Origin of the sequence: Candidatus Berkiella cookevillensis (genome assembly GCF_001431315.2) — a bacterium.
Taxonomy (GTDB): Bacteria; Pseudomonadota; Gammaproteobacteria; order Berkiellales; family Berkiellaceae; genus Berkiella_A; species Berkiella_A cookevillensis.
On record NZ_LKHV02000001.1, the window covers coordinates 79,853 to 96,167 of the forward strand.

Sequence of the window (16,315 nt, forward strand, 5' to 3'; positions counted from 1 at the left end):
GCAGTATATGCCTAAAAATAATAAAGTGTTTAATCCTCAGCTCACCAATCTACCATTGCTCGAAGAGCAACTCAAAGCAGGTCTCAAGCCAAATGACTTCTATCATGGCCGTCAAACCTTATTAGATATTGCCTTAATTCATGAGCAATATGCTGCGGCTGATTTGCTAAAAAGATATGGTGCAATTGGGTATTTAGATGCTTCTAAAATACAGGAACAAAGAAGAAAGACTATTGAGCAATCGGCATTAATATCCGAATATTCTGTCAAATGTCATTATGATAAATTAGGTAAAGCATCACTTGATATTGAAGAATTAGATAGGAGCACATCCACTGCCTCTCGGTGTGTGCGTTTATCCGGGAATGATTTTTTAAAGGAAGGCTACTTAAATCAATCTGTGGCAATTATTCGGGTTCAGGACAAGCTTAATATTGTTATTTTAGAGAAGCGAGATCCTTCTAAAGTGGTTGCTGTTTTTCAATTTGATGAGAATTTTCAGCTAAACCTTCTCTCTGCCAATGCGCATAGCCATAATATCAGCATTGAATCTGAAGGTCAGATAAATATTTGTGAAAAAATATCTGCTAAAAAATTGAGCGTTATAGCAGATACATTGCATGTGCAAAAAGCTGCGTTTATTCAAGGCTGTGAGCTTAAGATTGATGCAAAACGAAGTGTTAGAAACCAAGGGGTATGGCTGACAGAGACTTTGGCTTTGTGTAGTTTTGATTTTATCAATGAAGGGCATATAAGGCTGACTGAAAAATATAGTATTGATTGTGGTGGTAGATTTGAGCAAAAAAATGAGCTGATTGCTGTACGGCAAGGCAGTGTAAAGGCGCATGTGGTAGAAAATGCGGCAACTTCAACGCTTTTAATCGCTGAGGGTGAGTTAAAGCTTTATGGTAAGGCTTATGTAAAGAATTCAGGCTCCATATTGGCAGATTATCTGGTTTTAGACAGTGAGCATCTTGTGAACAATCAGTATGGTGCGCTTATTAAAGCGGTTACTTGTATTGTTCCCCCTAAACCCAATCAATTTAATAATGCAGGCTTTTATTTGGTAGGGCGAAAAAATCACCTGAGTATACTTGATAAAGTTTTGAATTACGCTACTTCTGCTGTTGAAATTACAGGTATGCTCCTGCCGATGCCTTCACAATCCTTAAAAAATTTGAGAACTTCTTTATTAGTAGCTAAAACGCTTTATCACAGTGCTGGCATCTTGTCGAGATTGTATCAAGGAAAATATCTTGAGGTAAGCAATAGCGAATACGTGCATTTTTTCTTAGACCATGTATTGCCAAGCATTGGCGGATTATCAGGCAATGATGAAAAAACTAAATTTGTCTGCAATGTGTTTTATCAATTGTGGGGATGGTATTTAGGTGAAGATGAGTTAATTGACAGAAGCTTAACAATATTAGAGCTGATAATAAGCGCTGCAGCAACTTTGGGTAAAGGGAAATTAAGCGCTGAAGATATTAGTTTGTTGCAAAATGTTTCCAGAAAAATCATGCACTCCAGAAATACCTTTAAATTTGCGAAATCAGCCATTGAGGTCATATCTGCATATAGCTTAGGCACAGCGGAGGATACGCGAAATGCAAATGATACGATAGCAGCATTATCAGAGTCTGCCTTAAGAGATATGATTGATAGGCTTAGCCCCGATAAAATATTTGGTATAGAGTTTAACCCCAAAGATTTAGCGTTATTTGTATTAAATGGCGGGCATCAGCAAAGCCATACGGAGATTATAAAGCGTACGCTTTACTCTCTCATATATGCCTTACACAAATCTGAAAAAATATCGGATAGTTTAAAAGCAGAATATCAATTATACGCGCAAAGCTTTTTTTCAGGAAAAAATTGGTTGCTTTTATATCAGCGATACCAAGAAGGGAAAATCACTTACGCTGAGTTGACTCAGCAGCTCTTTAATAATCTTACTATTTATGCAAGTTATAGAGCAACCATCAATCAAATTGAAGCAAGTGCTGCTAAGGTATTAGAGACAGAATCTTTATCGGCAACAGATGAAGCTGAATCTCGTGCAAGTGAGCAGCTTGAATCAAATCTTGAAAAAACGATAGAAGATGAAGAACAGGCAGAGCCAGAAGTACACAGCGTACTTGAGGATGGGGTAACAGAAGAAGAAAACCAAGAAGAATTTGAGCTTATTGAAGACACAACCTATGCTCCCACGGAAGAAGAAGTTTTAGAGAAAATTCATGAAAATGCTGAGGCAGTGAGAATTTCCTATGGGGCAGATGTTGCAAAGGTTGATGTGATTATCGATGTTGATGCACAGGTTGAGAAAATTTTACATCCTCAACAAGATACAGATACAGACACAGAAACACCCGAGAGTCTAAATTTCGGTGAGCAGCTAGACAAGCTGTTATCCAATGGCATAAATACTCAGCATGTGCAGGCTATGATGGAGGTGCAAAGAGCCTTAGACGGTGATTATGCTGCTCAAGGTTATTTGGGTGTTTTTGCAAGCACATTACACAATCATGGTTTATTAGATAGCGTTGGAAACGCACATTTTTCTATTGAGGTGGGAAATAATTCTAATTCTATGCGTGCGACAGAAAATATTTTAATTTCTGGGCATGATATCAGTGTTAGAGATGAAGACAATAAACGCATTGCTGCGCTGAGCAACAACGAGGCAAACTCTTCTTTTCTGAATGAAGCTTCAGGCACAATTACATCAGGCAATGATATTCGTTTTTCAGGCGTAGGTCAGCTTGAAAATAGAGGCAGTGTTCAAGCGGATGCTCATGTGTACATCAATGATGCTAAATCTGTTGTGAATCATGAGAAGGCGAGCATCATAGGTGTTGAATCTGTTGATGTTGTTGCAGATGTTGAAGTGCAAAACATAGGATATGTGAGTGGTAAAAATGTTTCCTTAGAAGGTACACAAAAAGAAGCGCACAATGCAGGAAATATTGTTGCTCAAGAAGAAATTGTCTTAAAATCACAGCAAAAAATAAATCATACATCGGGTCGTTTGTCCGCACAAAAAATTATTTTAGCTGGCACAGAGATTGAAAAATCTGGCAACATGAGTGCTGTTTTAGTAAAGACAACAGGTTATGACACAGAAAGGCCTGAAAGTATTACTTGGCGTAGTGGTGAAGGCAATGACAATATATATGCATTGAGCCTTAATCCTCAAAAGTCCTTTCAATGTGATGCAGATGCTTTTAATGGCACACAGATTACAGATTTACAGCTAAACGAAGCAAAACTTGGCCAAACGCAATGGCCTTCTTTATCGCCAGATTTTAAAAATATTTTTCAACTTCAGTTGCCTTATTCTGAGCGCAGCATTTCACTTGAAAGTCTTCCTCAACTAAATCCTGCAGCAACCTTTATCTTGAATGCACCAGGCACACGCTTAGAAGCAGTGGGTGATGTCCCTGTTCATTATGCAAATACCCTGCGTTATAAGGGTGATGCTTTTCGGCAGACAGGTTCACATGGTTTTAAAGAAGCATGGTTTGATACAAAAGACTTTGATATTGAGGGTGGCACAAATAAATTATACCTTGAAAAAGGAGGTGTCATTCAATCTAAAACATTCAACAATAAAGGAAATTTGCATGCCGATGGCATCATTCATTGGAATGTTGAAAGTTTTACGAATGATGCACAAATTAGGCATTATATTGAAGAATTTATTCACTCAAAAGAAAATTATGTCACTGATTATGTTGACTCTACAGCGATTGTTGAAAATTCAGGCAGCATTTATGCGACAGGCCATCGTGGACATATTGCAGATTTTCAATCAACGGGTGGAAAATTTCGTTCTGGTACAGAAGGAAATTATCTTTATGTCGATAATGCGCATCTTCGTCCTCTTTTTACACAATCTGGCGTATATTCTAGAGGCGTGATTGAAGATGTGGGTTGGAGTTGGCATTCTTTGCCCAAAGCAAATAATGCACAATTTAGCAGTGAGGGTGAAACTGTCTTATATGGCACAGGTAAAATGATTGCCAGTGGCGCTGATGTATGGGGTGATAAAGGCACACACCTTTATTTTAATGAGGGCGTTCATGATGATAAGGTAGAATCAAGAGAGTATGTAATACAACAAGCCAAAGAACGTTCAGGTGGAAAAAATAGACACGTTACTGTTCCTTATACACAGGCACAAGTTGTTAGCCAGAATTATATTTCTGCCAATGATGGACCCATTACCATTGCTTCTGCCGATGGAAGTATCTTCTTAAAAAATACGATACTGAGCACACCTTATGATGCTTCTCTTATTGCAAGAGATAAAATTTGGATAGATGGCGCAGAAGTGAGCATCTATGAACGTGCGCACTACAAAGAAAGAGGCTTAAAACGAAGAAAAACGGTGCGCTCAGACAGTCACAGTGTTGAGGTACACAGTAGTTATTTGTTTATTGGCGGCACTTTGGTTGTTTCTTGCTTGGACTTTCAGTTAAGTGCTGTATCAGGCGTGATTGGCAATGCAGATGTAACAGCTTTCACCACAAACTTAAGTGCGCAAGAAGAAAGTTTTAAAAATACCACGACCACAAAAACCTTTTCGATTGGATTGCCAGGAGAGAATTTAATTGAACTGCTATCAAGCCATAATGCCAAAGCTATATTTTCAAGTTTAGTCAAAAACTGTGGTTGGGATATCGATGAATTAACCGCTTTAGCCAATGCAAAAAGTATTGCTGAAATACCTGCGCCTTTACTCAATTGTGCAAGAGATGCTTGGAATTTAACTGCCATGGTTGCCCATGCTTGCAATGAATTTGGCGGTAGTCCTGCAAAGTTTATTGGTTCAATTACTGACCAGATGGGTTTGACAACCCAGTTGTCGAATGGAATGCGTATACCCACGCCTAATGTAAGTCTCAATTGGTCAAAAACCAAAGAAAAAACAGAACAGAGCCATATGGTTGCTTCTAACTTATATATAGGTGGCACCTTTAAGTTGTTTGGCAGTAAATTGATTATTGCGGATGGCTCAAAAATTGATGCAAATGTTTTGCTGCTCTCTCTTGCCAAAGGGATTGAAATGACAAAGGGCGTAGATAAATATAGCTATCAATCCGTGACTAAAAGCGGCAGCCTTACTACAGATCTCTCAAATCCGATTGCATCCAGTGTTTCTGCCAGTAGAAACTCTGTTCGTATAGAATCTGAAACAGTAGATTTGGCTTTGTTGCAGGGGCGTGAGGCGGCCTATATCAGTGTGGGTGAGTCTATTGTGGGTGAGGGGCGTATCATTGCCGATAAAGGCAAAGTAAGTGCCCCTCATATTGAGCTTGTTTCAGCTCAAAGTTCCTATACAGAATCTTGTAAAGCATCTTCTGTTGGTATTGGTGCCAATGCTATTGGTGCAGGTGTATTGCCTCAAGCGTCCATAAATGCCTCACAATCTCGTGTTGAAAATACTGTGACTGAGAAGGCTGGTATCTTTATAGAAAATGGCACCTTAGTGACAAATGAGTGTAATTTAGAAAAAGGCTCTGTTATTTCCGTCAAACGTTTAGAGCGTTTGGATGGTAAAGAGGGCTTGCCTGTTATCACAGGCAGTATGGCCACCGATCATAATACTCAAACCCAGTCTAGCGTTGGTATCACGCTTGCGCATTTTGATGCTGAGCCTGGGGCAGATATGCGATATAGCAGCGATCGAGCACAGACAATCCATCAGCCTTCTGTGTATGCAGAGAATATTGTAGCAGGCGATTTTGTAGGCATTAATACGGATAAAGCGCAGGAGTCTATTGAGCTTGAGAGTTGTCATAGAGGATATGCCGTTGCTGGATTTGTGCCGAACAAAGAAAAATATGAAAAACAAGCAGAAGACATACAAAAAGCATCTAATAAAGCCTTACATTTTTTGTTTAAGCATCCTGCTTCTAAATCCACACAACAAAATAGCTTGACACCAGCCCCCGTAGAAGAGCGTTTAACGATTGATGAAAGTGCAGTACAAACCTTAGAACAAACCTCAGAATCTTCTATCGAAAATGATATACGCCTCGATCTGAATGCCTACTTTATGAGAGAAAGCGCACAAGATGGTATTTATGAGAAGCCTAAAGAGGCATCTGATTCGACAGAAATTAAAGAAAAAGAAAGTGAAGCAGAGGACTTAAGAGAGCAAAGCCAAATAGAGCAAACAGAGACACCATCTAATGAAAAAGAGAAATTAGATTTGTCTATGCCTGGTATGGCTAAACTATACAGTTTGCCTGATGTAGAATTCTATTTGGCACAACTATCACCAGAGGAACTACGCTATCTGACGGAAATGGTTGTGGCTTATGAAAATGGTGATCCTGAAGGCAAGATTGAAAAATTAAGACAGGCTTATGCAAGCAGTCAAAAAGATGGTTTTTCCAAGTTTTTGGAAGTATTTAATCCCTTTCCAAAGGCACATGCAATAGCACCTGCTTTGCCATTTGCGACTATTTATCTTCTAGGCGCTTTAGGTATTCTAACGTATAAAGCAACGTTAGAACAATCAAACTTTGATTATGCAATGAATGAGCCAGAAGATGTAAATTCAGATTTTCCGGCACTGAATCATCAAGCACTTTATTTTGAAATAGGTATGTGGCTAAAAAATAAATTTACAAGCCAGCCAGATTTGCCTGATAGTGCTATGGGATTCCCTATACATGAATCTGATGATGTGTCTTATATTACACCTATCCCTGATGCTGAAGCGTATGGTAAGCAATTAGAGCATATACCTATCATTGATAATCTAGGGCAGATATTGTCTCAGCCGGTGCCGGAGAAACAATCGGGAGCTGATATTTATTCTCAACCATTACCTCCAAATTCCTTGAAATGGAATTTTGATGCCTATAAAGTGAATGGTGAAGAATTTATTAAAACAAAAGATCATGATTATTATTCTGCTGCTGATTATTTAGAGGGGTTTCCTGGTTCTTATCGAGTTCAAGGAAAAACACCTATGGGAGATGGGAAAAAATTAAGAAGGCGTTGGAAAACAGAAGATGGGAAAATTCTTGAATGGGATTACCAACATGGTGAGGTAGAAATGTATACAGAAAAAGGCAAGCATTTAGGTGCTTATGATCCAGATACAGGGAAAAAAGTCAAAGAACCAAACAATGAGAGAAATATTAAAAAATTCTTATAAGGTAAAAAAAATGACAATTAATTCTAAAGAGGCTGATAAAATAATACGCACTGTTTCTGGCTATGATCTTGTGCCTGATAAAAATGGGGATCACTTATTTCGTATCAAATATTATTTAAAACCAATAGATTTGAATTTTTTGAGACAGCTTTTTAATATTGATATGAGTAGTGAAGATATGGCCGATCTTTATATGCTTTATTGTTATGAAATAAATGAAATACAAGCAAAAGCGTTACAGCCATATGTGATTAATGGAGTCATAGATTTAAGAAAATATTCCTTTATGCTTGAATCAGAAAGAAGCTATCCTGGGCAACGTCTTAATTTCTCTGACTCTTGATGAAGAAGAATGTTTGTGCTGGCCATTTTACATTATGTCTAAAAATAACATGAGATCAAAATGATAGAAAATATAGCAACATTGATTGAGCCTAAACAAGAAGACAAAGGTATTGAAGAATTATGTATTTTGGAAATAAATAATCAGAGGCTGCAGGTATTTGATTCTTGGGGCAACATGCATCCCTTATATTTTGGTAAAAAATATAAGGTGGAATTGATTCTTGTGCAGCTTGATTATGAAGAGCCTGAAATTCAAAATTTTGATCATAATGAGGCAAAACAAATTGGCAGTACATTTTTTTATGATCTATATGGCCGTGTTGAAAATGGCATTTTTATTGTTGGCAACTTTAAATTTGAATGGGAGGACTTTGAAGATGATCCCATGTATGAGAATAAATTTGTTAAGTTGCATGTGGATAGAATTATTGTCGATTTTTTGGAAGAGTTAGATTAGGATTATTTAGACACCCACAATTATCTCCTATTTAAGTAGCTGATGAGCATTGAGTTTTGGGTGCCTAGCTAGATCTAATCGACATATCATTTTCTGTCTTTAACCACAGTTTTGTTGGCTACCACTTTTAAAGGATTGCTTTTGGGCGGTGTATTTATATCCAGCTATTCGCCACATCGCCTTTGGTGCTGTATTATTACTTGATAGCATGATGTACTGTTTAGTAACAGGTAGTGTCAGGAGAAGGATAGCCTAATGTTTGTTGCACTGTGTGGTGTGCTTGCATTCTTTATTTATATTTCCTTTGCAAAGGTGCACTCGCCGTTTGGCATCATAGAGACGGCACCGAATGCTTTTTTATTTGCCATTGCTGTTAGCACGATTGTATTTTGTATTCGGCGCAGTATGAGGGTTAAGCAGTTCTTTTCGATCTTTATCTTAAGAGCGGTTGCACTTAGCATAAGTGGTTACATGGCATATGCTCTGCTTTGGATAGTGGTTGCAAACCACAAGCTTTATTTAATATCGCAGATGTCCACAGAAGAGCTTGATGTGATGTATGAGACATTAAAGCATCAGCCTTGTGATCGGTACAATGCGCATTTGTTAGCAGAAATTTCTGTAAAAACAAATACATCTTCCAAGACATTAGAGAAAATTGCAAAAAATGAAGGTGTATGCTTGGTGCAAGCATATGCGCTTTGGTCTGGTTTTGTTTCATCCGGTACAGGCAATTATCAAGGTAATCCTGTAAAGAGATTGGTCGCACAGAACGCAAATACAAATGCGAAGACCTTGGAGTACCTTTATTCTTTAAAAGATTTCTACATTACTGCGTCTGTTGCAAGAAACGTAAATACGCCTGTGAAAATTCTAGAGCAAATTTATAGAGAATATGGTCATAACATGGGTTTTGATCTTGCCATCAACCCGAATACCCCTGCGTATATTTTGAGCGCACTTTCTGATACAGATAATCAATATGTAAAAGAATATATTGCTAAAAATCCTAATACACCGCCTGAGATTAAAAAGAAAGTAATGGAAGGTTTGCCATAACGCTCAAACAAAATAGTGCTAACAAAGAGATTTTATAAACCTATGTCTGTAAACAATAACGGCCAAGCCAAAGAGCATTTAAGCACACTAGAAATAGTTTCGGCTTTTTTCCCTTTTGTATGGTCAACCAAGACTTTTAGTATCAAATGTAGACTCCTATTTTCTTTATTGCTGGTTGTTGTGACCATGGCTTTAAATTTAGGTGTACCAATCATTTTTAAGTATGCTGTTAATATGCTATCTGATCCGACAAACTTAAAAGAAAATATGATTCTTCTCGTTATCGCAAGCTATGGTTTATTTTGGACTTTTGGGCGGTATTCAGAAAAACTACGCCAAATGCTGCTTTATAAGCCACTTGCTCGTACCATGACGGAATATAGCTTGCATGTATTTAGGCATTTGCATTCTTTAAGCTTAAAATTTCATCTGCAAAGAGAAACCGGCGCGGTAACAAGCTCAATACATAGAGCGCAGCTAGCTATTGCTATGGTTGTCAACAATGTGATGCTTAACATAATACCTGATATATTAGAGGTATTATTGGCTTTTGTTATTTTGTGGCATCTATATAGCCTATCTTATGGGCTATTGGTTCTATCGGTGCTTGGATTATTTCTACTGATTACCATATTTACTTCAAACTATGCTACAAAATTTCAGCAGGCATTTAATAAAATTGACATGGGTGTTAGCGCTAGAATAGTAGATAGCTTGTTGAATGTTGATACCGTTAAATTATTCAATAACCAAATTTTTGAACAAAAACAAGCAGATAAGCTTTTAACAAGTAGTAGTAATGCGCTGGTTAAAATGTTTTTAGTAAAAAATATTGCTTTTGTTGTGCAAACAATTATTGTAAGTGCTGGTTTGATAATTATTACTTACAAAGCAGGTCAGGATGTATTAGCGGATAAGTTGCAAGTGGGGGATTTTATATTGATTAATGCATATTTAATTCAATTTCTATTTCCCTTAAGTCGTTTTGGTGAGCTGTTGCATAATACAAGAGAGTTTTTAAGCAAAATAGAAGCATCAGCTAAATTATTAAAGCATGAGTGCCATATCCATGAAATAGAAAATGCACCTGATATTATTATACAAAAAGCAGATATTCATTTTAATGAAGTTTCATTTTCTTATGATGAAAGTCGTAGCATATTAAACAATATTTCTTTTTCAATATTCGAAAATACATCTCTTGCAATCGTTGGGCCTTCTGGTTCAGGAAAATCTACCATTGCTCGATTATTGTTAAGATTTTTTGATGTTAGTTCGGGAGTTATTTCCATTAGCGGACAAGACATTAGCAGAGTGACTAAATCTTCATTAAGACGTTGTATTGGTGTTGTGCCACAAGATATCGTGCTCTTTAATGATACACTACGTTATAATTTAATCTATGGCACATTTGATGCAACTGAAGAGGATATCAATCGTGCCATCAAAATGGCGCATCTTGAAATGCTTATACATAAGCTGCCTCAGAAATTAGAGACTATGGTTGGCGAACGTGGATTAAAATTATCAGGCGGAGAAAGGCAGCGCATAGGTATTGCAAGAGCTTTAATTAAAAAACCAAAAATATTATTGTTTGATGAAGCTACCTCTTCTCTAGATACTGTCACGGAAAAAGAAATACAAGCAAATATTGAAGAACTTTCTAAGAACATTACAACAGTCATCATCGCTCATCGCTTAAGCACCATTGTTCATGCAGATAATATTCTAGTTCTTAAGAATGGCAATATTGTAGAATCAGGAAAGCATAAACAATTATTGAAAGATGGTGAATTATATTCTACCTTGTGGAAGAGCCAGCTAAAACATCATGACTAGTCAACAAGACGAAAAAAATATTTCTATTAGTAGCGGCATAAATGTCATTAAATTTATGTGGCCTTATGTTTGGCGTAGACAAACATGCTATAGGAAATTTCAATTTTCATTATCTATGCTGTTGATTGTTGCAACTATTTTTTTAAATGTGAGTGTGCCCTTTTTATTAAAGCAGGTTGTGCAAGTATTAACGGATAAACCAGATCTATCTCCTATATTAAGCCTAACGCCTATTGGCGTAGTTCTTTGTTATGCATTATTTTGGGGGCTAGCAAGATTAATTGACAGATTAAGAGCCGCGGCATCCTTTCCTGTTGCGATCATTGCGGCTCAGAATTTTTGTTTGGATTTACTTGCGCATTTGCATCATTTATCAACAAGATTTCATAAAGATCGAAAAACAGGGAGTATTTTAAACATCATTGATAGAAGTAAAATGGCTTTTCTTGATCTCATTGGTCATTCTACTCTTTTGCTCGTGCCAGTTGTCATTGAAATTCTAATTGCAGTCGCGATATTAACTTATTTATATGATTATAGTTTTGGTCTGATCTTGCTTAATATGCTCATCCTCTATGTTATATTAAGTTATTATGTTTCTGGTTGGACAGCAAAATGTAGAAAAATCCAAAATAAAATGGATTCTGCAGCCAATGCTTATATTGTTGACAGTTTATTGAATGCTGAAACAGTCAAATACTTTGATACAGCAAAATATGAAGAAAATATAGCCAAAGATAAATTATTACAAAAGGAAATTGCCGATCAAAGAAGTTTGGTTGCTGATGCGCAAGCTTCCTTATTGCAACATACGATTGTGGGTTTAACCTTGTTTATTATGACATTCTACGCGGGGTATAAAGTCGTTTACGGTAGTATGCATGTAGAAGATTTTGTTCTGGTCAATGGCTATGTTCTAATGTTTATGTTCCCCTTACAAATGTTAGGCTACCACATTCGAGAAACAAGGGATAATTTTACGGTTGTTGAGAATGCCATAGAATTATTTTCAGAAGCGGTTGAAATTCAAGATCGACCTGGTGCCAAGATATTACAGATATCTTCCGGTGAGATTGATTTTAAAGATATTTATTTTGGTTATACTGAAGATAGATTAATATTGAATCATGTTAGTTTTATTGCTTGTCCTGGAAAAACGACGGCTATCGTTGGGGCGAGTGGCTCTGGAAAATCTACATTATCGCGATTACTCTTTAGGCTCTATGAGCTGAAAGAGGGTGATATTCTTATTGATGGTCAGAGCATAAAATCGGTCACGAAAGATTCACTCAGAAACAGTATAGGTATTGTGCCACAAGATACTATTTTATTTAATGATACGCTTCGCAATAATATAGTATATGGTAAACCGGATTGTAGTGAGAAAGCGTTATTGGATGTGATTAAAAAATCGCAACTTGTAGATTTTGTGAGTAAATTACCAGATGGTTTGCAAACAAAAGTAGGCGAGCGTGGATTAAAATTATCAGGTGGCGAGAAACAAAGAATAGCGATTGCCAGGATGTTGCTTAAAATGCCAAGTATTCTTGTATTTGATGAGGCAACAAGTGCGCTTGATATACAGACAGAAAGAGAGATCCAAGCTAATTTAACTAAAATCTCTAAGGGGATCACAACGATTATTATTGCTCATAGGCTATCTACTATCAAACATGCGGATAATATTATTGTGTTGAAGCAGGGTGAGGTTGTTGAAATGGGCAATCATCAGGAATTGATCGGCATGCGAGGATATTATAGTGAGCTTTGGAATAAGCAAGTGATGGAGCCTTAACAATTTATTCTTATTATGGAAACATAATACCCACAAAGAGGTTCAAACAGATGAAGCTCAAGCTTAGTATCCAAAAAGACCTAAAACCCATGAGTCCTAAGCCCCTTAACAGTGGTGATACGATTGGCGTTATGAGTCCTTCATCACCTTTCATGCCTGGTGCAATCGATGGGGGAATTCGTTACTTGCAAGAGAAAGGCTTTAAGCTCAAATTTGGCAAGCATATGAATGATGCTCAGCGTTTTTTAGCGGGTAAAGATGTAGAACGCGTCAGTGATTTTATGAATTTTATTAGAGATCCTGAAGTGAAAGCTATTGTAGCAACGCGGGGTGGTCAAGGCTCACAAAGGCTCTTACCTTTTCTTGATTATGATGTGATTCGTGCCAATCCAAAAATATTAATGGGCTTTAGTGATACCACTGCTTTGCAAAATGGCTTATTTGCAAAGACAGGTCTTATTTCTTATTCAGGTTATGTTTTAACCATTGCTCCGAATCCACTGATTGAACATAGTTTAATGTCTTGTTTAAAAGGTGAGCCTTATCACATTCATGAGGGTAAAGCGGTACACTCTGGTGTTGTGGAAGGCATCTTAGTTGGTGGCAATGTATCATTACTGTGCGCACTGATTGGCACACCCTATCAACCCAATTTTGAAGGCAAGATCTTGCTGTTGGAAGATGTGGGTGTAGAGCCTTACAATCTAGATCGCCTGTTGTCACATTTAGATTTGGCAGGAGTCTTTGATCAAGTTGCTGGTATTGTGATGGGTGAATTTGATCGATGTGTATCCAGGCTTCCTTATGAGGGCACCGTTGATGATGTTATCAATGAATGGTCAAGTCGCTTTAAAGTCCCTTGTCTTAAAGATTTTCCTTATGGTCATGGTGAGCGCCGCTGTGTATTGCCTATTGGTAAGAAAATTAAATTAGATGTGCATGCAAGTGCGGTTTATGTTTCTGGGTAGTAGACGCTGTCTCAAAAAAGCCATTTTTTGTTGAGCTTTCGTTGCTATTTCTACTCAAATTGTTGTGTGCATGAATTCTTAAACTATCTCTTTTTTTCAATTGATAAAATAATCATAAATTTTAGAGCAACTCAGATAGAAAATGCTTTGACATTGAATGGGTTTTATGCATTGCTTTTATTTTGTATCATATTTTGCTATGATTTCACATCCGTTTTATATAAAGGATAAAAAAATCACACATTTTTATGAAAAATACACCGCTTTCCATTTGCAAAGAACTCATACAGCCAGGTGAAAAAGCAAATCTGGCACTGCAAATGCCAGACTTCTATTCTTGTGCGCCTCTTTATATGCCCATTAAAGTGATACATAGCAAAAATCCTGGTCCTTGTTTATTGGTTTTTGCGACCATTCATGGTTACGAGATGAATGGCTTAGAAATTGTGAATAGACTCATCAATTCATTGGAACCCAATCAAATAAATGGAACCGTGATTGCTGTCCCTGTTTTAAATGTGTTTGGTTTGACACATTATCCTAAAACCATTCCTTCTGGACAGAATATTGCTGAATGTTTTCCAGGAAAAATTGACGGAAAATATGGTGAAAGAATTGCATGCATCTTTACCGAAGAATTAATAAAAAAAGCAGACTATTGTATTGAGCTGGATACCGGCTCACTCAATCATGCAATTCTTCCACAAGTATATTGTAATTTTGAGAATCAGAGAGCAAAACAACTTGCCAAGTCATTTCAAGTGCCTGTGATTACCAATGTAAGTCTAAAAAGAAATCAATTACGCCAAACCACAGAAAATTTAGACATTCCCTTAATTGTATATCAAGCAGGCGAAGCTATGCGTTTTGATGAAAATGCTATTAATATCGGGGTAGAGGGCGTCAGAAATTTTATGCGAGGCATTTCTATGATTCCTGGGCAGCTGGTTGATAATATCAAACCAGTTTTTTCTCAAGATGAAGAATGGATTGTTGCCAACAAAGGTGGCGTTTTGCATGTGAATGTTGTTCTTGGTCAAACAATAAGCAAAGGCGATAAAATTGCTTCCATATCAGATCCCTTTAGTGCTGATGTAGAGGAGTATGTTGTCGCAACCCAAGATGGTGTCATTGTTGGCATTAATACGACACCGCTTATTCACGAAGGCTTATCTATTTTTAAAGTTGCCTCCTTCATTGATAACAATAGGGCTGAAAGTGCTATTGAGTCTTGGGAAGTACAGCAACAAGAGACGCAATAAAAAAGCTATGTTATCACCAGAAAATAAACTAAGTGGCCTTGGATTGTTGGTTTGGGGAATATGTGCACTATTTTTCATGTATGAATTTAGCTTAAGAACAATACTGGGAACGTTTCAGTATTCTATTATGTATGATTTGTCCTTATCTCCTTTCTCATTTTCTGTTCTTAGCACAACTGCATTTTTATTAACTTATGGATTAATGCAATTGCCGGCTGGATTCATAGTTGATAGATATGGTTTGAAAAAAACATTAGCGTTTGCAATTAGCATATGTGTAATTTCAAGTATTGCATTTTCATTTAGCTATCAATTCAAAACAGCTGTGATAGTCAGAATGATAATGGGCGTCGGGGCATCCTTTGGTTTTATCTGTTTGCTTGTCGCAGTCTATGATTGGATGCCTAAAAAATTTTATGGACTTTTCATTGGTCTATCTCAATTTATTGGAACAATGGGTCCTATGTTATCCGCTGGGCCACTTAATTCGCTTGCCTTAAATGCTAAGGCTGATTGGCGTACTATTTTATTATCACTTGGTTTTTTGGGAGGCATTCTACTTGTTTTTGTTATTCTCTACGTTAAAAACAATGAAGATAACATAGGTGTTTTTCGTGTAATTAAGAAGCCCGAACCTATTAAAAAAGACTTGCTTCGTGTGATTGGTCAGTCACAAGTTTGGTTAATTGCTTTGTATTCAGCACTTGTGTATTTTACCATTGAATACTTATCTGAAAATGAAGGCAAGGCTTTTTTAGAATTAAATGGTTTCAGCTCTCACTATTCATCGTATATGATAACAATCGGCTGGCTTGGCTATGCGATTAGTTGTCCTTTATTGGGGGTTTTATCAGATATTTTTAAAAGAAGAAAAATGGTTATGATTATGGCAGCATTACTTTCTTTTATATCAATTATATTTATTGTTTATCAGCCTATTTCAAAAACAATAGTCGCTTGTGCCTTCTTTTTTCTTGGCTTTGGCGCAGGGGGGCAAAGTGTTGCATTTGCCATCATGGCAGAGCAATGTAGCAAAACTTATCTGGCAGTAGGATTGGCTTTTAACAATACAATGATTACGATATTATCCTCAGTCAATGCACCCGTTATAGGGTGGCTTCTAAATTACAATAATAACGCAGGCACGCTGTCCCTTGCAGATTATTATTTTGCTTTTCCTTTTGTTATTACATTAATTGCCTTCTCTATTATTATCTCAGTATTTTTTATTAAAGAAACCTTTTGTCGACCAACGAAAGGCTTTACATTTGTATAAATTCACATAGCTTTTATGTATTGATAATTTTAATACCTATAGTCACAGACTATATCTTATACCATTAACATAAGATTGTAGCAATTTTAATGATAATTTATAAATCAATAGCGACAAGAGGAATATTTCTACAGATGCGC

At 36.8% G+C, this 16,315-nt stretch carries 9 protein-coding genes; all 9 read left to right on the plus strand.

The annotated features are described in order from the left end of the window. Positions 1-7 precede the first annotated feature (7 nt). The 9 genes from CC99x_RS00355 (at position 8) to CC99x_RS00395 (ending at position 16,175) form a co-directional block, all read left to right on the plus strand. Positions 8-7,174 carry a colicin E3/pyocin S6 family cytotoxin gene (locus CC99x_RS00355; RefSeq protein WP_057625547.1) on the plus strand — a complete coding sequence of 2,389 codons (7,167 nt, stop codon included), beginning with the start codon at positions 8-10 and terminating at the stop codon, positions 7,172-7,174. A gap of 10 nt (positions 7,175-7,184) precedes the next feature. Beyond that, positions 7,185-7,517: a DUF7683 domain-containing protein gene (locus CC99x_RS00360; protein ID WP_259596533.1), complete on the plus strand. Its 333-nt coding sequence runs from the start codon at positions 7,185-7,187 to the stop codon at positions 7,515-7,517. Positions 7,518-7,577: 60 nt separating this feature from the next. Then, positions 7,578-7,976 (plus strand): UCP019853 family protein, encoded by a 399-nt coding sequence (locus tag CC99x_RS00365; protein WP_057625545.1) that lies wholly within the window; start codon positions 7,578-7,580, stop codon positions 7,974-7,976. 255 nt (positions 7,977-8,231) lie between these two features. Continuing rightward, complete coding sequence (locus CC99x_RS00370) at positions 8,232-9,035, plus strand: hypothetical protein (protein ID WP_057625544.1); 804 nt, start codon at positions 8,232-8,234, stop codon at positions 9,033-9,035. A 42-nt stretch (positions 9,036-9,077) separates the two neighbouring features. Continuing rightward, positions 9,078-10,874 carry an ATP-binding cassette domain-containing protein gene (locus CC99x_RS00375; protein ID WP_057625543.1) on the plus strand — a complete coding sequence of 599 codons (1,797 nt, stop codon included), beginning with the start codon at positions 9,078-9,080 and terminating at the stop codon, positions 10,872-10,874. Continuing rightward, entirely contained in the window at positions 10,867-12,669 is a 1,803-nt protein-coding gene (locus CC99x_RS00380; protein WP_057625542.1) for an ATP-binding cassette domain-containing protein, read from the plus strand. The genes CC99x_RS00375 and CC99x_RS00380 overlap by 8 nt, the downstream gene beginning before the upstream one ends. Positions 12,670-12,719: 50 nt before the next feature. Further along, entirely contained in the window at positions 12,720-13,637 is a 918-nt protein-coding gene (locus tag CC99x_RS00385) for a S66 peptidase family protein (protein ID WP_102134525.1), read from the plus strand. A gap of 248 nt (positions 13,638-13,885) precedes the next feature. Further along, on the plus strand, positions 13,886-14,899 hold the full coding sequence (locus CC99x_RS00390; RefSeq protein ID WP_057625541.1) for a succinylglutamate desuccinylase/aspartoacylase family protein: 1,014 nt from the start codon (positions 13,886-13,888) through the stop codon (positions 14,897-14,899). Between the two features lie 7 nt (positions 14,900-14,906). Next, a complete protein-coding gene (locus tag CC99x_RS00395) occupies positions 14,907-16,175 on the plus strand; it encodes an MFS transporter (RefSeq protein WP_057625540.1) in 1,269 nt (422 codons plus the stop codon). Positions 16,176-16,315: the final 140 nt, after the last annotated feature.